This is a genomic window from Paenibacillus ferrarius, from assembly GCF_002027705.1.
Lineage (GTDB): Bacteria > Bacillota > Bacilli > Paenibacillales > NBRC-103111 > Paenibacillus_E > Paenibacillus_E ferrarius.
The window spans coordinates 348,771-368,168 of sequence record NZ_MBTG01000012.1; the positions used below are offsets into that span (position 1 = coordinate 348,771).

The window sequence follows — 19,398 nt, forward strand, 5'->3', positions numbered from 1 at the left end:
CTTATTATGCACGGTTCCTATTTTGCTCCAATCGCGTTGCGAACAGCTTGAGTGCAGTTGTATACTAACTTTAATTTATTTGTTAGTCACAATAACTTACTTGTTACCTAGGGAAATGTTGCACGGGTCAAATAGACATAGAAGGAGAGAACCAGTATGATTTCAAATGTTAAAAGCCACAATGAGGAAGCTCAACTGCCACGCGATTGTACATTTTCTCCACAGGATTGGCACGTGTTATCGCAATATTGGTACCCTGTGGCGCAAGCAAGCGAGATTTTAGACAAACCAGTAGCTGTGAAGCTGCTTGACGTGAAGCTAGTCTGCTACCGCAGTAACGGAAAGATTGTCATTGCCCGTGACTTGTGCTTCCATCGCGGTGCGCCGCTGAGTAAAGGATGGGTCGAAAACGGAGAAATCGTTTGTCCTTACCATGGATTCCGCTATAGCTGCGAAGGAAAGTGTACGGCTGTTCCTGCTCATCCTGATACCAAAATATCCCCCAAACTTAAACTGATTATTTATCCTGCTGTTGAACGCTATGGCCTGATATGGACATCTTTGGGATCCTCGGAGGAAAATATTCCTGCATTTGCAGGTTGGGATGATCCTGATTTCCTGAATGTATTGCCGCCAGCTTTTGACATTGCCGGTTCGGCTGGGCGTCAAATGGAAGGGTTTCTTGATGTATCGCACTTCGCTTTTGTGCATACAGAAACTTTTGGAGATCGCAGTAATACGGATGTTCCCCAATACGAAGTCAAACGAATAGGCAATGAATTAATAGCTGAATACTGGAGTACGGTTAGCAACTATGGGAAAGGGCAAGACAATCTTGCACCAGAGGGTTTTAGATGGCTTCGTGAGTTCCGTGTGTTTCCGCCTTTTGCGGCTTCGCTCACCGTATACTTTCCCAATAATGGAAAGCTGATGATCCTAAATTGTGCATCGCCAGCATCGGCTCGTTATACAAGGTTGTTTAGTCCTATTTCGCGAAATTTCGATAAAGATGCTTCGATTGAAGACACCATTTCTTTTAATCTTCAGGTATTTCATGAGGACCGGGAGATGGTGGAAGCTCAGACACCGGAAGACTTGCCGCTCGATTTGCATGCGGAAGCCCATATCCCTGCAGACCGCACATCGATAGCTTATCGCCAACTGCTAAGTGAGATAGGGCTTGGAAGAATTTATACGTCATAAGTGAAAGTCTATAACAAAAAAACAGATGAGATCAATCATTGATCTCTCTGTTTTTTTTGTTATAAAATGATCTGTAGGAAACTTTTGGAAGCGGATCAACTCACTAAGCGTATTATAGGCTTCAACATACAGGTAACGCACTTTGAAGCTGCTTGGAAGCTTCATCAGGACTACTCGATCGAAACACAAAAGGGAGTCGTTACATTTCTTGAACATCGTGAAGATGACAACTCCAAGAAGATCGCAGAAATGATGAGAGATGCAAATGGATTGGAATTATAATCGCGTCTTAACATACGGACTAGGTGTAACGGCTCAGTGAAACGGCACAGAATTTGAATTCAGGCTGAAAAGAGATGGGATCGACTGCATCACTAGTCACGTCGTTTATCGCAAGATTCTCACCGTAAATGTCGTTCCAGTGAAAAGGGGCGAAGCAATTGCCTTGACGGACTCTGTCGCTAATAACGGCAGGGAGTACGGCATGACCACGGCGTGACCTAACTTCGACGAGATCCTTCTCGCGGATGCCAATCATTAAGGCATCTTCAGGGTGAATTTCGATAAAAGGACCTGGATTCAGTTTGTTCAGCATCGCAATCTTGCCTGTTTTGGTCAGTGTGTGCCACTGATGCTGCAAACGGCCTGTGTTCAGCACAAACGAGAATTCACTGTCCGGCATTTCGGAAGGCGGTAAAAAAGGACGCGCAAGGAAAATGCCTTTGCCGCTTTCCGTTGCAAAAACGAGACGCGGATGGGTGCCGTCGGCATATTCTTTTCGATTTTGGCTGATGCCATTGTTCAAATAACGGATAGGATTACGGTCATCCTTACTATCTGGCGCACAAGGCCATTGTATAGATGTTTCACGCAGTCGCTCGTAGGTTGCGCCGCGAATGTCGTAGCCTGTTTTGGGATTCCATGCTTTTTGAATTTCGAGATATACATCAGCGGAAGTGCTATATGTAAATTCAGCCGCAAAGCCCATTTCACAAGCGACACGGGCAATAATCTGCCAATCAGGCATTGCTTCTCCTGGTGGATTGACGGCTTCTTGCATGAAGGTTAGGTTGCGTTCAGAGTTGATCATTACCCCCTCAGCTTCAGACCATAGTGCGCCGGGAAGCATGATATCGGCATACCGATTGGTCTCTGTTTCCAAGAAAGCATCTTGTGTGATAACCAATTCGGCGGCCTGCAGCCCTGCGATGACGTTCTTGCGGTTGGGGACAGTGGTAACCGGGTTGGTACAAATGATCCAGCATGCTTTGATATCTCCAGCTTGCATACTTTGGAACAGAGAAATGGTGCCTGTACCTACCTCGGTGCGCAGTGACCCGCGTGGGATGCTCCACATATCTTCAATAAAATGCCTGTCGTCTTCGACAAGCACGCTCCTCTGCCCAGGCAAGCCGGGCCCCATGTAGCCCATCTCGCGGCCGCCCATGGCATTCGGTTGTCCGGTGAGCGAGAAGGGACCGCTGCCGGGACGGCATATAGCGCCTGTAGCTAAATGCAGATTGCAGATGGCATTGGTATGCCATGTCCCATGTGTGCTTTGGTTGAGTCCCATCGTCCAGCAGCTCATCCATTCACGGGACTCACCGATCCACTGCGCCACTTGGCGGATATCTGCTTCTGGAATCCCTGTGATTTCGGAAACTTGGTCAGGTGGATAGTCCTCGAGAAAGCTCGGCATAGCTTCCCAGCCTGACGTGAACTCGGCGATGAATGCCGGGTCGGTGTGACCATTCTTGACGAGTAGATGAAGCAGTCCATTAAGCAGTGCAAGGTCGGTGCCTGGTTTGATCTGCATAAAAAGCGAAGCTTTATCTGCGGTAGCATTGCGCCGCGGGTCGACTACGATCAGCTTGGCGCCTGCTTTGACCCGGTCCAGCACGCGCTGAAACAAGATCGGATGACAGTCGGCCATATTGGCTCCGATGACGAAAAACAGGTCCGTACGATCCATATCCTGATAGGAACCAGGGGGACCGTCGGCTCCGAGAGATAGCTTATAACCGCTGCCGGCACTGGCCATGCATAAGCGGGAATTGGATTCGATGTTGTTGGTTCGAACGAAGCCTTTGGCCAATTTATTAATAAGGTACTGTGCCTCCAGCGACATTTGTCCCGAAACGTAGAAGGAAATTGCATCGGGGCCATGCTCGTCGAGGATCGCACGCAGCCGCTTTGCAGTCTCCCGTATCGCTTCATCGATACCGAATTGACTTGGTTCAACGCCTCGAGCAGAACGTATGTAAGCATGTTCCATTCTTCCTGATTCAGCTATGGCTTGTGCGCAAGTAATGCCTTTGGTGCAAAGCCTGCCGAAATTAGTCGGGTGTTCTTTATCGCCTGTAACTTTAAGAACCCGGTTCTCGGACACTTCAAGCACAATCCCGCACCCTACTCCGCAATAGGGACAAACACTTTTCACTTTATGAGTTGTCATCATTTATCTCCAGCGTTAACGTGTACAGCACGTTACCTATTATGTTCTATCGATGTAATATAGCATATTTATCGGATTTTCTATAATTGAAATTTAAAACAATAAAGAGGGCTTGCATCGCAGTGACTCTTACCAGATCCAGAAGCCAATGCTATGTTGATAGGGAGCGGGTTCATCCGAGCCTGCTTTTTTGGCAGTCTCGGAGTAGATTCCCGGGGATGTAGGCAGCATTTGGAGTTGAGCCTGCCTTTTTGGCAGGCTCGGGGTGGGTGAGCTGCATTTTGCCTCCTGAGCCTGCTTTTTTGGCAGTCTCGGGGTGGATTCGCGGGGATGTAGGCAGCATTTGGGGTTGAGCCTGCCTTTTTGGCAGGCTCGGAGAGCGTGAGCTGCATTTTGCCTTCCGAGCCTGCTTTTTTGGCAGTCTCGTGGTGGATTCGCGGGGATGTAGGCAGCATTTGGGGTTGAGCCTGCCTTTTTGGCAGGCTCAGGGTGCGTGAGTAGGTTTTGCCTCCTGAGCCTGCTTTTTTGGTAGTCTCGTGGTGGATTTCCGGGGATGGAGGCGGTATTTGGAGTTGAGCCTGCCTTTTTGGTAGTCTCGGAGAGCGTGAGCTGCATTTTGCCTTCCGAGCCTGCTTTTTTGGCAGTCTCGGAGTGGATTCCCGGGGATGTAGGCAGCATTTGGAGTTGAGCCTGCCTTTTTGGCAGGCTCAGGGTGGGTGAGCTGCATTTTGCCTCCTGAGCCTGCTTTTTTGGCAGTCTCGGAGTGGATTCGCGGGGAAGGAGGCAGCAATTGGAGTTGAGCCTGCCTTTTTGGCAGGCTCAGGGTGGGTGAGCTGCATTTAGCCTCCTGAGCCTGCTTTTTTGGCAGCCTCGGAGTGGATTTCCGGTGATGGAGGCAGCATTTGGTGTTGAGCCTGCCTTTTTGGCAGGCTCGGAGGGCATTCCCGGGGATAGGGGGCAGCATTGTTTCAAAAGAGCACCTATCACACCCATTGGGGGATGTAGTCGGAACAAGAGCGGTTTTTTTGTTTAGATGCTCAAAATGAAATCAAACAAAAGAAAAAGTATTGACACAGATTGGAAATAAGGATTAAATGATTATAACAAAGTGATAATAACAATTTGTTATTAACATTGCATTGTTATCAGAGATCAATTTGTTATTAACATTGTATTATTATCAAAGATCAATTTGTTTGTAACATCGTATTATTATCAATGATCAATTTGTTCGTAACATTACATTATTATCAAAAGATAACTTGTTGTTATCATCGCATTAATATCAAAGAATAGGTGGTTTTCATGGATATCGAGCAGCTTAGAGACAAACAAGGACTGACTGAAGCTGAGTTTTTAGAGCGTTATGATGCGAGTATATACGAAAGACCATCTGTTACGGTTGATATGTTAATTTTCACCGTCATGGATGAGGTTAAGGAAAATTATAGAAAGCTTCCGGAGAAATCACTGAAACTGCTCTTAGTTAAAAGAGGTGTTCATCCTTATCTTGGTCAATGGGCTTTACCGGGGGGCTTTGTCACGCAGACCGAGAGTTTGGATGAAGCCGCATTGCGCGAGCTGAAAACGGAGACGAATGTTGATGAAGTATATATGGAGCAGCTCTATACATGGGGGGATGTAAGCAGAGATCCACGTACACGGGTTATCAGCTGTTCCTATATGGCATTGGTTGATGGCAGCTTGCTTGAAGTGAAGGCAGGAGATGATGCGGATGAAGCAAGGTGGTTCAATGTTAGCTACAGTGTGCTTGAGGAGAAGAAAACGTTGCTAGGGAAAGACTTTGTATTTGAAAAAGTGGTGAAAATAACGCTTTCTAACGATACGGATACGCTTGAGGCTGTCGTCAAAGTCATTGAAAAATATGTAGGGAAAGCCTTCGTGGTCGAAAGAGAGATTATGGTTTCGAATGGAATTGCTTTTGATCATGCAGAAATGATCCAATGTGCCGTTGAAAGACTTAGGAATAAAATTGAATACACAGATATTGCTTTTAACTTGATGCCGGAGTTTTTTACCTTATCGGAGCTTCAGCAGGTGTATGAGGTGACTTTGGGAAAAGAACTTCTTTCGGCTGCCTTTCGAAGAAAGATCGCGAACATGGTTGCGGAAACCAATCAGTTTACAAAGGATGCAGGGCATAGGCCGGCCAAATTGTTCAGGTTTAATCCGAATTGGCGATATTTGTGAATGGAGTGTCAAGGGGAACCCTCGATTTATATGACTCATTTGGTGATTGAGCGCATAAAAATAATGGAGGTAAGCAAATGAATTCAACCATAAAGTCTGCTAGAATTGCGGGTATATTGTTTCTAATTGCAACGGTTACCTATATGTTAGGCAATGGACTCATTGAAGCCATTCTCAATAACCCAGACTATCTTCTTCATGTTTATCCTCATAAAACCCAAGTGAGTATAGGGGTGCTCTTAGAGTTTATAAACTCAACCGCAGCTGTGGGTATCGCCATCGCGCTTTTTCCAATCCTAAAGAAACATAATGAACAGATTGCTCTTGGTTATGTTGCTTTCAGGATTATTGAAGCCGTAATTCTCATTGTTGGCGCAATCTGCCCATTATTACTAATTCATGCAAGCAAGGAATATATAGCGGTTGGTGCACCGGCTGCCTCCTATTTTCAAACGATAGGATCCTTAGCTATACAAGGTAAATTTTTGAGCTTTCAGTTGGCTATGATTGTTCTTGGCTTATACAGCCTGTTGTTATGTTATTTATTGTATCGATCCAAGCTCATTCCGCGGTTTCTATCCATCTTTGGGTTTATAGGCTATGCCTCGTTGTTAACAAGCGCATTGTTAGAGATTTTCGGGCATAGTACAGGGATGCTGTTATTTATCCCAGGTGCTTTATTTGAAATTCTTTTTCCGATATGGCTGATTGTCAAAGGATTTAACAAACCCAGTTCATAAGAACCACCAGACAAAAAGGTGTTAGAGAGGAAACTTTTCATGAAGGCAATTGTCTATACCAAATACGGAACTCCAGATGTTCTGAAGCTCGAAGAGGTAGAAACACCTGCCCCTAAGGACAATGAAGTGCTGGTGAAAATACATGCGGCATCCGTGAATTCATGGGATTGGGACCTCCTGAGAGGTACACCTTTTATCGTTCGTATCGGGGGACTTTTCAAGCCCAAATGCCAAATTCTTGGAGCTGACATTGCAGGACGGGTTGAAACAGTCGGCAGAAACGTTAAGAAGTTCCTTCCGGGTGATGAGGTTTTTGGAGATATTTCCGGATGCGGCTGGGGCGGCTTTGCGGAGTATGTCTGCGCTTGTGAAGAAGCATTAACGTTGAAACCAGCCAGTATGACACATGAGCAAGCTGCGTCTATCCCTCAAGCTGGGGTCCTGGCATTGCAGGGAGTTCGTCATAAAGGGCAGATTCAGCCAAAACAAAAGGTTCTAATTAATGGTGCGGGTGGCGGAGTGGGTACATTTGCGGTGCAATTGATCAAATCCTACGGAGCAGAAGTAACAGCCGTGGACAGTACGAAGAAATTAGAGATGTTGAAATCGCTTGGTGCCGATCACGTCTTAGACTATACCAAAGATGATTACACTCAAAATAGACAGCGATATGACCTGATACTCGATGTGGTGGGAAATAGGTCGATTTTTGATAATAAACGAGCACTAAATCGCAATGGGACGTATGTTATGGTCGGAGGCTCCCTAGCTCGAATCTTCCAAGTCATGCTCTTAGGACCATGGATCTCAAGGACTGGGAATAAGAAAATGGGTATCCTAGTCACAAGCCAAACAACAATGATCAACAATATATGATGGATTTTTTTGAAACGGGCAAAGTAGCGCCTGTTTTGGATAGACGTTATCCGCTAAGTCAGGTTGAGGATGCTGTTCGCTATTTTGCAGATGGGCAGCACAAAGGAAAAATCATTATCCATGTGGAACATAGTAATAATACCTAATCAGAACTAAGCAAACTTAGATCTACTTGAGGGAGGGTTGAACTTGACTATGCTTTGGTTGATATTAGCAGTCATTGTGATTGCCGGTGCTATTCTTGTGATCTATCAAATCGTTGCCAAGAAGAAAAACAAGAAAGAAACGAACAAAGTTATCAATGTCTCATTTGGCGGTAAAAAGACGTTAAAGGGTGGCAAGCAGGTATGTTCCTTTTGTCGTAAGAAGGCTAATAAACTGTCTTTTTACTCGGATGAGCAGGGGAAAGTTGTAGGCGTTTGCCAAGTATGCAAACCGCATGCAGAACGAAGAGCGTTAATGAGGATTTAATGATCCTCTGCAGTTTGTACCAAGAAAATCATCAAGTTTCTCCATTGCTAAGAAAGATAAACAATAGTTTCCGGCAGCTTCGTTTGATAGCGACAGTCGTGGGGAAGAGTGCAAAAGCTGAGAAGTGGATCAAGGATTATAAGACAAAGGCCAAAGCATTATGCGTAAGGGAACTTATGTAAAGCTCTCTTTGGCACGAATTGCTGGAGCGGCTGCTCATGGCATTGCCGGGCATTTTGACGAATAAGTGGTCAAGTAGTTTCTAATAAAGTTCAGAAGAAAAACCGTATGCCCATGTGGCTCATACGGTTTTCATGTTTCTAGCTACGTTATTTTTCAATTGGACCCGTATCAACGACCTCGAAATCGCTGCCTTTAAGCTTGCTCAGTTTATGCAAATCATCGTCATCCCATTTCGGGTCAGGCGCGCCGCTGACATAAAGATCACTGCCGTTGTCAGCAACAATCATGCCGTATTTCTTCATCGCTCGGAGAATCGCTTGATTCGTGGACGAATAAGCAGATATATCAAAATCGTCACGCAGTCGGAGCCGGAGTCCCATCGGTGGAAGGTTGGGATCTGTACTGCTAGAGGCGTAGTGGGTGGCAGGGGCGATGAATCCGCGTTGTGTCTTCCGCACAGTGAATCTCAGCGCATGATTAATTTCACCCGTTGAGGCTTCTTCATAGCGGACGAGTCCGGGGAAGATGGGCAAACCGGCAGCGTCAGCGGATGTCCAGTACTTCGGTCGCAGTGCGTTTGATTTTAGATCCCACTTAGCGCCGTTCGAAGCTTGCCAACCATTGGCTGTAAGCTGTGCGTTGTACAATTCATAAAGCAAGTGGTTGTCTTTATCGACGACGATGACATGACGGTCCCCGTCACTATTCGGACCACCTTCTATCGAAGCATTCGCTGGTATCGGGTAGGGTCCCGGATCGCTCTCATCCCCGTAGTCCGTGAACGTAACGTTAACCTTCGGTTGATCGCCGCTTACAATCGAGTATGGAATCCCGATCGGGGCTCCTTGCCAAACAGTACCGAAATCTGCATGTACACTTGTATTAAAGCCAATAGAAGAGATGAATTGCTTTGAATTCTGGTGAACCGGATATTTAGAGATGTCTGTATTCCAAGGATTATCTTTAGGAAATACTTGCAAAGCCGCAGTTCCTGGTGTTGGATTGTCTTTACCAGCTGTTGGCGTAATTTGTTGTATCGGCTTGTCTCCGACATAAATCGAGCTTGTAGCATCATCCCAACTTACCGGCTTCCCCAATGATTCAGACAGAAATCGAAGAGGCACATATGTGGTATCATTGTAGATGAATCCTTTTAGATTTTGCGGTGGCTGCTTGTTCGCTCCGTCGAAATAATACTGGAGATTACGAAAATAAACGTCAATTTTGACCGCATCCGTCGCCGCATAGGTAAGGCCTGAGAAAAATATAGCACCGCACACGAATCCAATTGTTCCCGTTTTCCATTTACTCAAAGTAGAACACACTCCAATCAGTAGTCATTAGATTATTCGAAGGATAGTCTACTATTTATGTCTTTTGCTTTTATTTTATGAATCCAAGTAATGTTTGGAGTTGAAATGAATGTACTTGCGCAGCCTAGAAATTCTGCGGGGAACAGATACGGATCCGATGAGCTATCCGTTTTCAATACCTGCTGTGAAATCTTTAAAAAAGCTTGCGTTCCGATCCAATGTCACCTTTCTTGTTGGGGAAAATGGTTCGGGCAAATCAACACTTCTTGAAGCCATTGCCTATCAAAGCGGGTTTAACACGGCAGGAGGAGGGAAGAACAATTATTATGACGTAGACGCTTCCCATTCCATTCTGGGGGAACACGTTCGTCTTTCATGGCTGCCGAAGATTACGAATGGCTTCTTTCTAAGGGCAGAAACATTCTATCATTTTGCTTCCCATTTGGACACATTGCCTGAAAGCCTTAAATATTACGGTGGCCGTTCGCTCCATGAACAGTCGCATGGCGAGGCATTTCTTTCCCTTTTTAAACATCGTTTTGGGAAAAAAGCGATCTACTTGCTCGACGAGCCAGAGGCCGCTTTATCCCCTGCACGGCAATTGGCCTTAATGCGGGTCATCAAGGATCTAGAACATGAAGCCCAGTTCATCATTGCAACGCATTCTCCCATCCTTCTCGGATTTCCAGATGCTCAAATTATTAACTTTGATGTTCAACCTGTAGAGGAAATTCAGTATGAGGATACGCTGCACTATATTATTACAAGACGGTTCCTCGAAAACAGAAAGGCGGTCCTTAAGGACTTGTTTGACGATTCAGATGAGCGTGTGATGGACGAATAGCAAAAGAGAAGGAGCAGCCGTGCTAAATACTAGTGAATATTTCTGAATAATCCAAAGGTGGTCCATATGAAGCTATCCAAGATTAAAATCGTATTCCTAAGCTTTGTTCTGTTCATTTTAATTGTTTATTCTGTGAATTATATCAAATTATTTTTAGATACAAGACATATAGACACTAGTCCAGAAGCAAGCATTGAACAGTATTTAAAATCCAATACCAACGATTATCAAATCAAAAGTATAAATATAAAAGAGCAGGAATTTAGAAATCGGATTTATACGGTTGAATGTGATTGCAGCTTTAAAAACGAACAGAACCGTGGTAACCAAAGATATTACTTTTATTTAATAGATGATTTAGGTTGGATTGTAGCTAAACATGAGCGGATAGCGGAATAATAGGTGACATTATGATGCAAGAGGATATCGTTATGTTTAGGTAGAGGGAGAAGCTGTGGATCATTCAATGCTAAAGGCTTATTGGAACTATTTAAAAATAAACATCATTGGGAATATTTCATTGGATTTATTCCAATGAAAGCAAGTTTGAAGAGTTTGAAGGTCGGTTTCAGTGGATAAACTCCAATGGATAATCTAAAAAGCAGACCATTTTCGAGGTTTTATGGATTATCATTGGACTAATTCCAGTACAAGCTTGCAATAAGCCCTTTGATGGCTGATTTCATTGGACAAATTGCAATGGGAAGAATTAATACCTGCTTCTCGTAGTCCGCGTGCGTAATGAAAAGCACAGAATGGATCCCTTTTCTTAATTAAGTTTTGACAAAGGCAGAGGAGATATCTTGTTTTGTTGAATTGGAAGGAGTGAAACTATGCACCCATATGATTTTAATAGAGAAATACAAAGTGAGCGACTCCTTTTAAGAAAGCTGTCTCTAGACGATGCAGTTGATATTTTCGATTATGCGTCAGATGTGCAGGTTTCCAAGTTCACCAGCTGGGACAATCATAAGAATATCGAGGATGCAATTACTTTTTTGAAAATAATTATGCAGAAATACGAAAACAATCAGCCAAGTGATTGGGGAATTGTTCATATTGGAATCAAGGCATTATCACCGAATCTATGAAACAGGTCCTAAATTTGGGATTCAATGAGCTGGACCTGAATAGGATTGAAGCTAGATGTATGACAGGGAATTCTGGTTCAGAGCGCGTCATGCTCAAGCTTGGAATGCAGTTCGAAGGGATCATCAGGGAGCAGATGTTTGTGAAAGGAAGCTATGTGAATGTAAAGATGTATGCCATCTTAAAGAACGAATGGATACAGTAATGTTTCCATAACTGATTAGTGAATAACTACATAACGAGGCTACCATAGACACTTGCTAATATGATGGCTAAACTTGAGCAGGAAGGGAGAACTAGCGTGCTAGATAAAGGTCTGCTAGAGGACGGACTAATCATTATTTCCCAATGTAAAAAGGAAACCGGAGATATTTGGCATGCACATTTTGGTGCCGCTGCGATTGCGAGTTATTTTTTTATAAAAGAAAACAATTTGCCTCCTGACGTAGAACGAAAAGTAATCGCTCAAGCTAGTAAGATGGTTAAGAAACACACTTTACCTTATAGTAAGAACGAGCAAAAACGCAGTGATATTAACCATGCAGAGCGTATTATTCTAGAATCGCTAGATCGCACAATCGATCAGCTTCACTGGGTCGGTCATAATGTTATTTACGCCGCATTGAGTTTATTGGCTATACATGAGCTTCGCTGTTGTGTAACCGAGGAGGATATTAGAGGAATCTCCGAGCTAATAGTTTCCTTCGACAAAACCATTCCAGGACGCTCTTGGTTAGGTTATTCCGCCTCCGAAGTGAAAAAGTTGGACATTGCGGTCTCTGACAACATCTCGGAAATAAATAGTGCTGAACAGCTTTCTGAGTTTGTTCTTAAGGAGGTTGCTGCATTTAACGTTATTTATAGAGCGGAGTCACACCATGATCTAATCGCTCATATGCTTACTTTTTCACATGCACTGAACATTTTATATGATCTCGGACATGTCACGTATTTCAAAAGAGGAATTTATCCACTTCTTAAATTAGTCAAAGTTCTTCGAGCCAGCCGTGACATTGAGGCAGATAGCCCTATCCAATTATTCTCGCCAGTTGATCGCAAACCGTTAGAGAAATCAACCCGGAACCCCCATCTGCCAATCGAGCTAGGATTTTGGATCAATGAAAATGATGATCATGATTGGGATTTTGGTCATCAATTTAAATTTCCGTATAGCTTTTACAATCACATGAACCGAGTAAAAGAGGTAGATGAATTAAGCGTTGAAAAATTTCGCTATTTAGTAAAAGGGTAGGTGCATTATATGAGCATTTGGTGTAATGATCGATGTTATAATTGGTGATTGTAAGGCTGAAAAACAGGCTTATCGGGGGAGAAAGGTATGGATTCTCCATAGAAGAACCTAGTGAGACTTTTTTATTAAGTAAATAGAAATCATCAAACTGGGACGGGGATTCATCTCGCAGGAGGTGTAAATATGAAGTTTATAAGCATCATTAGTCTAATCATACTCTCTATGCTGACACAAGGATGCTCAACGAGATCCGATCCCGACTATGGTAGCAATCCTGAAATTGCTTTGCGCTCATATCTCCTAGGATGCAAAAACAAAGACATCGCAACGACAATGAAGTTATACGGGGGGGACTACTCCATTCTCGATAATTGGATGAATGAAAAAAACCACAAAAAAGCTTTCGCAGCATATTTAGAGGAGTCATGCCCAAATCTAAACCAAATCAAAGAAATGAAGAAAATTAGTGATGATAAATATGAAGCGACTGTTACTTTTAAAAATGATGATGGTACGCCTTTTCAGGTTAGTCGTAGTGATGCATCTTGGGAAGAGTTTACATATAACTTGAATAAAAAAGAAGGAATATTTAAAGTTGATGAGTTACCTAGGCCATACCAACCATAACAACATGTCGGTTGATAAAATTTAAATAAAAAACCATGATACTGAGAATTAGTATCGTGGTTTTTTGTGTTTAATTCCCGAAATGTGCGGATAGTCTCAACAATGATGTAAGCATGGCTTGATAAATTAACATTTCTAGATATATTTTCGCAGTAAGTGTGACGCCACACAAGCGGAAGTCGTTTTCATTTGCAAAGTTATCCATCATTGAATACGTTTCCATGCACAAGTCATTATGCTAGAATCATCAGTAACGACCACTAGTTCCCCAGAAAGCAGAAAGCCAAGGATCGAGGGATCATCCATGTTCAAAGCCAAATTGCCCAATTTCCTCCGCTGGGGGAGAATTCGAATGCCTTACAAACTGCTGCTTGTTTATATGCCGCTCATTTTGCTTCCGGCATTAGCCGGTACCTACTTGCTGACCAGCAGTTATACAGATTCGTCCAAAGCGCAAACTTCGGAATATGCCACGGATCTGCTTAGTTTAATGGGCCAAAAGATGGATGACCGTTTGATCAGCTACGAGAAGCTAAGCAAACAGATTATGACAGACGACGGACTGCTTTCGTTGATATCGCTTAAACCAAGCTCGAATTATGAGAAGTTTCAGATTCAGAATGCGATTAATGAGAAATTGAACGTTTTTTGGCTCGGTGCCGATCAAAATGTTTATATTCGAGCGATAAAGATTGAGACACCGGATGCCCAGTATACCTACGGCAAGAATGCAGTTGATGATTTCGCTGTCGGGAATGCAGATTATAAGCAGCAAATAGAGGATATGAAAGGCAGTGCGCTCTGGTTCATGCCACACCTGTATAGTGACGGGTATGAGAAGTTCGAGGCGTTTCGTTTGGGTCGTTCTGTGCGAGATAAAAATCTGAATGTGCTGGGGACGCTGACTATCATTATTGGCACCAATACGATTACCGATTTTTTCTCCAATTCAAAATTTCAAGAAGGTGTCGCGATCAAGCTGCTGTCACCCGACAACGCGCTCATTCTTAGCAATGGCGTCAAAATCAATGAAGATGAGCGCCAACTGCTCACCTACTCGCAGAATCAGCTGCACAACAATTGGCATCTATCTGCACAGCTTTCGCTGAATAAGCTCTATGAGCCCATCTATCGCATAGTTCGATTAGCCATCTTCATCGTGCTTGTCTGTATTGTCATTGGTCTTGTCGTCACCCAGCTGTTAGCGATGGATTTGGTCATCCCCATTAGACGTTTGATGATTAATATGAAGCATGGCATCAAAGGCGTACGCCCTGGTAAACTGAAACAATTTGGCGGGGCCATTGAGATTGTGGAGATGAATGATACGTTCATTTCTGTGATGTATGAAATCGAGCAGCTCGTCGATGAGGTATCCAAGCAGGAAGCCAAGAAAAAGGATGCAGAAATCCGAGTTTTGCAGAATCAGATGTCTCCTCATTTTTTATACAATACGCTGAATTCTATCCGCTGGATGGCCATGATACAGAAACAGGACAATATTAAGGAAATGGTGGATTCCCTGAACCAAATGCTCACCTATGCGCTGCGCGGCAAAGGGGACCCGGTCAGACTGGCGACGGAGATCGCGATGCTGCGGAATTATGTCACGATACAAAAGGTTCGCTTCCAACACTTTCAATTCATCACAGATATTCCGCAAGAGCTGGAGGATATGAGGGTACCGAAGTTTTTGCTGCAGCCATTGATGGAGAACGCGCTAATTCATGGGTTGGCCCAAGCGGATCGGCCAGGGGAAATCACCATATGGGTTAGAGCGGAAGACCACGTGCTTCTGCTGACCGTGGAGGACAACGGTATTGGTATCGAGCCAGACCAAATGCTCGAGATCGTTGGGAGTTTCAAGAAGTCGGATGATCACTTCGGTCTGCACAGTGTTCATGAGAGAATCCAGCTCCATTATGGCAGTACCTTCGGCTTGTCTATGAAGAGCGTGCCAGGCCAAGGAACTGAAGTTACCGTAACATTGCCACTACAGCTTCAACCTAGAGAGGAGGACGAGTAACATGCGCAATGTCATGATCGTAGACGACGAGTCTCTTGTACGCATTGGGCTCCAATCCATCATCGCTTGGGAGCAGCATGGTTTTCATATTACCGGCGTGTTCAAGAACGGTGAGGAGGCGCTAGCAGCAGCATCGCAGCAGCATTTTGACGTTGTACTTACGGATATTCGGATGCCCGGCATGGACGGTTTTGAACTGGTTCGTGAATTGAAGCGGCTAGCACCGAACCTTCATGTTATTGTGCTTAGCAGCTACAATGATTTTGAATATACGAGACAGGCAATCCGGCTTGGCGTGAATGACTATATTTCCAAATTCGAAATGGAGCCTGACGAATTGCTGCGTGTACTGGCGTCGCTGCCTTTTGCAGACCAATTAGAAGCAGGCAAAGTAGTTGGAGATGGCGCTGCACATATGTCCGATGCTCCACTATTGGCAGAAGTGAAACAACTGCTCGATAACAGCAAGTCGGAAGAAAGTACGTCACTTGCGGCGAAGTATCCACTGCTTGCGAAGAAGCTGGCTGATAACGGAGATGGATTTCGCTGGGTGTCTCTGCTGCCTTGCCCGCGGGAAGCCGGCTATTCTTCAACGGAGCGAAAAGCTATGCTGTTATTAGCAGAAGAAATGTTTTCTCGGCTCCGTAACCCCATCCTGTTCGGTGAAAGCGGCGGATATTTGCATGGCGGCTACGCTTGCGAACTGGGAAGTGGAGCGCTTGTGAGCCAGGAAGAAAGTCTCCGAATGGCGGAGGAGTGGACTTCTGCGTTCTCTCAGAAGCTGAACGTTTCATTGGCTGTTGGCTTCGGGAGCATGTTCGCTTGGAGCGGGAGCTGCGAGGAGGCGCGTCGTGAAGCTGAAGCAGCAGCGGAGCTGTCGCTGTTCAACAGCAGCATTCAGTTCTCTGAAACTTCAGGAGAACGGAGAGCGTTCACGGAAGAGGAATGGTTAAACTTATACAAGCAAATCAAGCAGCGTATTCGGTATATGCAATTTCGCCCGTTGGCGGACGATTTGACGCTTTATATGGATGAGAGATCTGACCTTCACAAGCCATCGGAATGGATTCGACTTGGTGTTGCAGCGGTATCGCAGCTGGCCGATTTCCTGATAGAGCGGTATGACCCTGATACGGTTGAACTGCGCGAAAAGTTTGGTTCCCTTTGGCCGTTTGCCGAGACAGCAGGAGCAGTTCGCACGGCTATTGCATGGCGGCAAATGCTGCAGGACATAACAGCACGCATCCAGCAAATGGTTGCTCATCGGCAAGCAAGGGGAGGCTGGATCGAACGCGTGAAGGATTATTTGAAGGTTCATTATAGCGAGCAAATCCGGCTCGAGGACATGGCTCAATTAGCTAACTTCAGTGAGAATCACTTCAGCCAGCGGTTTAATCAAGAGACAGGTCAGGCTTTCTCGGATTACTTGACTGATTTGCGGATCCAAGAAGCCGTCAGGCTGTTCCGCGACACAGAGCTGTCAACGGAAGAAATAGCTGAACGTGTTGGCTATTCAAGTCCGAATTATTTTATCAAAGTGTTCAAAAAGAAAACAGGCCAAACCGTCAAACATTTCAAAAGTACGCAAAGATAGGTTTAGTTGGCATCAAAATCGAGAAATATAGAACATACTGCAGCCGGAGCCAAGTGGGTTCCGGTTCGTTTGGCATGAGAACAGAGAGAGCGCACATGGAATGAGTACTTGTTACCGTTTACAATAAGAATAGATCGCGATCCGTACGATAATAAGCTTTAGCAATGAAAAATAGACATGGGAGGGGTTCATTTTGACAAAGAACAAAACAGTTATGCTCCTGACGGTTACTGTCATGAGTGTGCTTCTGCTTCAAGCTTGTGGAGGCAACAGCAGCACCCCGGGAAGCTCATCCGCACCAAGCTCATCCAATCCGAAGTCGAGCTCATCGCCAAGCGGGGATAAAGTTACGCTTAAGGTTTGGGGGGATCTTGGCAATCAGGCCGTTCTGGAAGAGCCGTTCAAGAAGATCAACGCTGCCTTCGAAGCCAAAAATCCCAATATAAAGATTAAGTACGACTTTGCGCAGAACGATCAAAGCTTGAACGTGGCGCTGCAGGCTAACGAACTGCCTGATTTATTTTGGGTGCAAGGAGACAAAACGTCCAAGATGAGCGAGATGGTCAAAAATGGCTTCCTGCTCGACCTTACCTCAGCGAACATGGATTTGACAAGGTTCAAAGCGCCAGAGAAAGACTACTGTACGGTGAATGGCAAGCTGTATTGTTCGCTGCCTTCATTCTTCGATACGAATGTGGTCTATTACAACAAAGATATCTTTAATAAAAATGGACTTGGCGTGCCTAAAAATTGGGACGAATTTGTCCAAGGCCTCGACAAGCTGAAAACCGCAGGTGTGACACCAATCGCCTTAGCTGGCAAAAGCGAATGGGATCGCGCTTGGCCGGTCTTTGCTTTAGCTCCCGCTTTTGCAAACAATGCTATCCAGGCCGCGCAGCTCGGCAAAGGCAAGCTCACCGATCCAGCCTTCGCGCAAACGCTGCAAGCGTTCCGTGATTTTGCGGAGAAAGGCTATTTCGGCAAAGATTTCTTAGCGCAAGACATGGCAGGGGCGCAGTTCTCCTTCACGAACGGCAAGTCGGCAGCCATTATCGACGGTACGTGGAATAATGCGACGTATGTCGCCTCAGGCATCAATCTGGGACGCTTCCCGATTCCGAACAAAGAGGGTAAACGCGTCGTACAATCCAGTTACAGTAATTTCATGACCTATGCGATATCAGCGCAGACGAAGCATTCTCCAGAAGCGATCAAATATTTAAGCTTTTTGAGCGGACAGGAGGCCCAGCAAATCATGGAGGACTCCACAGGTCTTGTACCGACCATCAAGGACATTAAGCCAAAAGATGATGGTGTCAAGGAGATGGCAGTTTTTGACGAAGCGGGGCTCAACATTTATTCCGTGCTGACCGTGTTGTCAACGCCGAAATCGAATGTGGCCGACACTTTAATGAAGGAAGTCATTCCGAAGTTGATGACGTCTGCCATCACGGGTGAGCAGGGAGCTGCGATCCTCGATAAAATCGCGACGTACCCAGCACAGAAATAACGTTAGAAATCCGCAGGACGGTCAAGCGGCGCGAGAAGAAACGCCGCTTTGGCCTGCTTCTGCATGAAAGCAGGTGGTCCCCTTGGCATGGATTCGCAGGAAACCTTATCTCTGGTTCATTTTTCCAGGTTTTGCTCTTTATACGTTATTCTCTGTATATCCGATTGTTTCAGCTATTCAGATCAGCTTGAACACGTGGGATGGTATTGGGGCAAAAACGTTCGTTGGAATCGACAATTATGTGGAATTGTTCTCGAATCCGGAGCTTTTTACTCAGCTTAAGAACGCGTTGTCTCACAGTTTTACGATCTTTGCCCTTAACGCACTTGTGGTGCTTCCAGTTCAGTTGTATTTGGCTTATGTTTTATATGGGCAAATCAGAGGGCACCGTTTTTTTCAAGCTATGATCTTTTCCCCGCAATTTATTGCAACCCCCGTTATTGCCTTCATGGGCGTCATGGTCTTCGATGGCAATATCGGCGTGTTCAACAAGCTGCTTGAAGTCGTTGGTCTTGGCGATTGGACGAGGCCTTGGATGGGACTTCCTGAGCTTGGCATTTACATTGTTTGGGTATTGGTTGCTTGGTCAGGCATCGGGGTCGGCATGATCTTTTTCCTAGGCGCTATGAAAATGATTTCTGTGGAAACGATTGAAGCTGCACTGCTCGATGGCGCCACCTATTGGGGAAGGTTCTTCCGTATCGTCGTACCTCAAATCAAAACGACCATACTGAATATGCTCATTTTGACCTACATTTTCGCTTTAACCTTATTCGACTTCAGCTTCATTCTAGGCGGTGCTTCGGGGGGAATTAACCGCAGTGTCGATGTGATGGCTTTATTCTTCTACCGGATATCGTTTGGTGACAACAGCTCCGTCGGAGGCTCATCCAATATTAATGCGATGGGCATGGGTACGACCATTGCCTGTGTGATGTTCATGATCGTCTTCCTCGTTTCGCTGCTGCAATTATTCCTTATCTATCGTAGATCGGAGGATTAAG

The 19,398-nt window shown here is 45.0% G+C and carries 18 protein-coding genes and 1 pseudogene; 17 read left to right on the top strand and 2 right to left on the bottom strand.

The window, feature by feature from the left end; genetic code table 11:
- Positions 1 to 156: 156 nt before the first annotated feature.
- The gene (locus tag BC351_RS14890; RefSeq protein ID WP_079413303.1) at positions 157 to 1,203 is read left to right on the top strand and encodes an aromatic ring-hydroxylating oxygenase subunit alpha; all 1,047 of its coding nucleotides are present in this window, start codon (positions 157 to 159) and stop codon (positions 1,201 to 1,203) included.
- An 84-nt stretch (positions 1,204 to 1,287) separates the two neighbouring features.
- Positions 1,288 to 1,485 carry a hypothetical protein gene (locus BC351_RS42260; RefSeq protein WP_079413305.1) on the top strand — a complete coding sequence of 66 codons (198 nt, stop codon included), beginning with the start codon at positions 1,288 to 1,290 and terminating at the stop codon, positions 1,483 to 1,485.
- A 19-nt stretch (positions 1,486 to 1,504) separates the two neighbouring features.
- Here BC351_RS42260 and BC351_RS14900 read toward each other — a convergent pair whose 3' ends face one another.
- The gene (locus tag BC351_RS14900) at positions 1,505 to 3,661 is read right to left on the bottom strand and encodes a molybdopterin oxidoreductase family protein (RefSeq protein WP_244208999.1); all 2,157 of its coding nucleotides are present in this window, start codon (positions 3,659 to 3,661) and stop codon (positions 1,505 to 1,507) included.
- Positions 3,662 to 4,963: 1,302 nt separating this feature from the next.
- Between BC351_RS14900 and BC351_RS14910 the strand changes: the two genes are divergently transcribed.
- The 5 genes from BC351_RS14910 to BC351_RS14925 all read left to right on the top strand — a co-directional run bounded on the left by BC351_RS14910 (position 4,964) and on the right by BC351_RS14925 (position 7,956).
- On the top strand, positions 4,964 to 5,869 hold the full coding sequence (locus tag BC351_RS14910; RefSeq protein ID WP_079413310.1) for an NUDIX hydrolase: 906 nt from the start codon (positions 4,964 to 4,966) through the stop codon (positions 5,867 to 5,869).
- A 77-nt stretch (positions 5,870 to 5,946) separates the two neighbouring features.
- Positions 5,947 to 6,609: a DUF4386 domain-containing protein gene (locus BC351_RS14915; protein WP_079413312.1), complete on the top strand. Its 663-nt coding sequence runs from the start codon at positions 5,947 to 5,949 to the stop codon at positions 6,607 to 6,609.
- A gap of 39 nt (positions 6,610 to 6,648) precedes the next feature.
- Complete coding sequence (locus BC351_RS14920) at positions 6,649 to 7,485, top strand: NAD(P)-dependent alcohol dehydrogenase (RefSeq protein ID WP_341865993.1); 837 nt, start codon at positions 6,649 to 6,651, stop codon at positions 7,483 to 7,485.
- On the top strand, positions 7,485 to 7,631 hold the full coding sequence (locus BC351_RS44115; protein WP_341865996.1) for a zinc-binding dehydrogenase: 147 nt from the start codon (positions 7,485 to 7,487) through the stop codon (positions 7,629 to 7,631). The genes BC351_RS14920 and BC351_RS44115 overlap by 1 nt, the downstream gene beginning before the upstream one ends.
- A gap of 43 nt (positions 7,632 to 7,674) precedes the next feature.
- Positions 7,675 to 7,956, top strand: a complete 282-nt coding sequence (locus BC351_RS14925) for a hypothetical protein (protein ID WP_079413314.1) — start codon at positions 7,675 to 7,677, stop codon at positions 7,954 to 7,956.
- 329 nt (positions 7,957 to 8,285) lie between these two features.
- Here BC351_RS14925 and BC351_RS14935 read toward each other — a convergent pair whose 3' ends face one another.
- Complete coding sequence (locus tag BC351_RS14935; protein ID WP_158082094.1) at positions 8,286 to 9,452, bottom strand: copper amine oxidase N-terminal domain-containing protein; 1,167 nt, start codon at positions 9,450 to 9,452, stop codon at positions 8,286 to 8,288.
- A 109-nt stretch (positions 9,453 to 9,561) separates the two neighbouring features.
- Here BC351_RS14935 and BC351_RS14940 point away from each other — a divergent pair, with 109 nt between their 5' ends.
- The 10 genes and pseudogenes from BC351_RS14940 (at position 9,562) to BC351_RS14980 (ending at position 19,397) form a co-directional block, all read left to right on the top strand.
- Positions 9,562 to 10,296, top strand: a complete 735-nt coding sequence (locus BC351_RS14940; RefSeq protein WP_079413320.1) for an AAA family ATPase — start codon at positions 9,562 to 9,564, stop codon at positions 10,294 to 10,296.
- Positions 10,297 to 10,362: 66 nt separating this feature from the next.
- Positions 10,363 to 10,695 (top strand): hypothetical protein, encoded by a 333-nt coding sequence (locus BC351_RS14945; protein ID WP_079413322.1) that lies wholly within the window; start codon positions 10,363 to 10,365, stop codon positions 10,693 to 10,695.
- A 434-nt stretch (positions 10,696 to 11,129) separates the two neighbouring features.
- Positions 11,130 to 11,437, top strand: a pseudogene (locus BC351_RS42895) (GNAT family N-acetyltransferase); the annotation flags it as partial.
- A gap of 9 nt (positions 11,438 to 11,446) precedes the next feature.
- The gene (locus BC351_RS42900; RefSeq protein WP_244209000.1) at positions 11,447 to 11,590 is read left to right on the top strand and encodes a GNAT family N-acetyltransferase; all 144 of its coding nucleotides are present in this window, start codon (positions 11,447 to 11,449) and stop codon (positions 11,588 to 11,590) included.
- Between the two features lie 96 nt (positions 11,591 to 11,686).
- Complete coding sequence (locus BC351_RS14955) at positions 11,687 to 12,637, top strand: hypothetical protein (protein ID WP_208629725.1); 951 nt, start codon at positions 11,687 to 11,689, stop codon at positions 12,635 to 12,637.
- A gap of 183 nt (positions 12,638 to 12,820) precedes the next feature.
- Positions 12,821 to 13,264, top strand: a complete 444-nt coding sequence (locus BC351_RS14960) for a hypothetical protein (RefSeq protein ID WP_079413324.1) — start codon at positions 12,821 to 12,823, stop codon at positions 13,262 to 13,264.
- Between the two features lie 352 nt (positions 13,265 to 13,616).
- A complete protein-coding gene (locus tag BC351_RS14965; RefSeq protein WP_158082095.1) occupies positions 13,617 to 15,290 on the top strand; it encodes a sensor histidine kinase in 1,674 nt (557 codons plus the stop codon).
- Between the two features lies 1 nt (position 15,291).
- Positions 15,292 to 16,884 (top strand): response regulator, encoded by a 1,593-nt coding sequence (locus tag BC351_RS14970; RefSeq protein ID WP_079413328.1) that lies wholly within the window; start codon positions 15,292 to 15,294, stop codon positions 16,882 to 16,884.
- A gap of 193 nt (positions 16,885 to 17,077) precedes the next feature.
- A complete protein-coding gene (locus BC351_RS14975) occupies positions 17,078 to 18,394 on the top strand; it encodes an ABC transporter substrate-binding protein (RefSeq protein WP_079413334.1) in 1,317 nt (438 codons plus the stop codon).
- An 82-nt stretch (positions 18,395 to 18,476) separates the two neighbouring features.
- On the top strand, positions 18,477 to 19,397 hold the full coding sequence (locus tag BC351_RS14980; RefSeq protein WP_079413336.1) for a carbohydrate ABC transporter permease: 921 nt from the start codon (positions 18,477 to 18,479) through the stop codon (positions 19,395 to 19,397).
- Position 19,398 lies beyond the last annotated feature (1 nt).

Coding starts and splice junctions, on each gene's coding strand:
- BC351_RS14910 (WP_079413310.1), top strand. CDS start 4,964: ATGGATATCGAGCAGCTTAGAGACAAACAAGGACTGACTGAAGCTGAG.
- BC351_RS14965 (WP_158082095.1), top strand. CDS start 13,617: ATGCCTTACAAACTGCTGCTTGTTTATATGCCGCTCATTTTGCTTCCG.
- BC351_RS14970 (WP_079413328.1), top strand. CDS start 15,292: ATGCGCAATGTCATGATCGTAGACGACGAGTCTCTTGTACGCATTGGG.
- BC351_RS14900 (WP_244208999.1), bottom strand. CDS start 3,661: ATGATGACAACTCATAAAGTGAAAAGTGTTTGTCCCTATTGCGGAGTA.
- BC351_RS44115 (WP_341865996.1), top strand. CDS start 7,485: ATGGATTTTTTTGAAACGGGCAAAGTAGCGCCTGTTTTGGATAGACGT.
- BC351_RS42900 (WP_244209000.1), top strand. CDS start 11,447: ATGACAGGGAATTCTGGTTCAGAGCGCGTCATGCTCAAGCTTGGAATG.
- BC351_RS14940 (WP_079413320.1), top strand. CDS start 9,562: ATGTACTTGCGCAGCCTAGAAATTCTGCGGGGAACAGATACGGATCCG.
- BC351_RS14920 (WP_341865993.1), top strand. CDS start 6,649: ATGAAGGCAATTGTCTATACCAAATACGGAACTCCAGATGTTCTGAAG.
- BC351_RS14890 (WP_079413303.1), top strand. CDS start 157: ATGATTTCAAATGTTAAAAGCCACAATGAGGAAGCTCAACTGCCACGC.
- BC351_RS14945 (WP_079413322.1), top strand. CDS start 10,363: ATGAAGCTATCCAAGATTAAAATCGTATTCCTAAGCTTTGTTCTGTTC.
- BC351_RS14960 (WP_079413324.1), top strand. CDS start 12,821: ATGAAGTTTATAAGCATCATTAGTCTAATCATACTCTCTATGCTGACA.
- BC351_RS14915 (WP_079413312.1), top strand. CDS start 5,947: ATGAATTCAACCATAAAGTCTGCTAGAATTGCGGGTATATTGTTTCTA.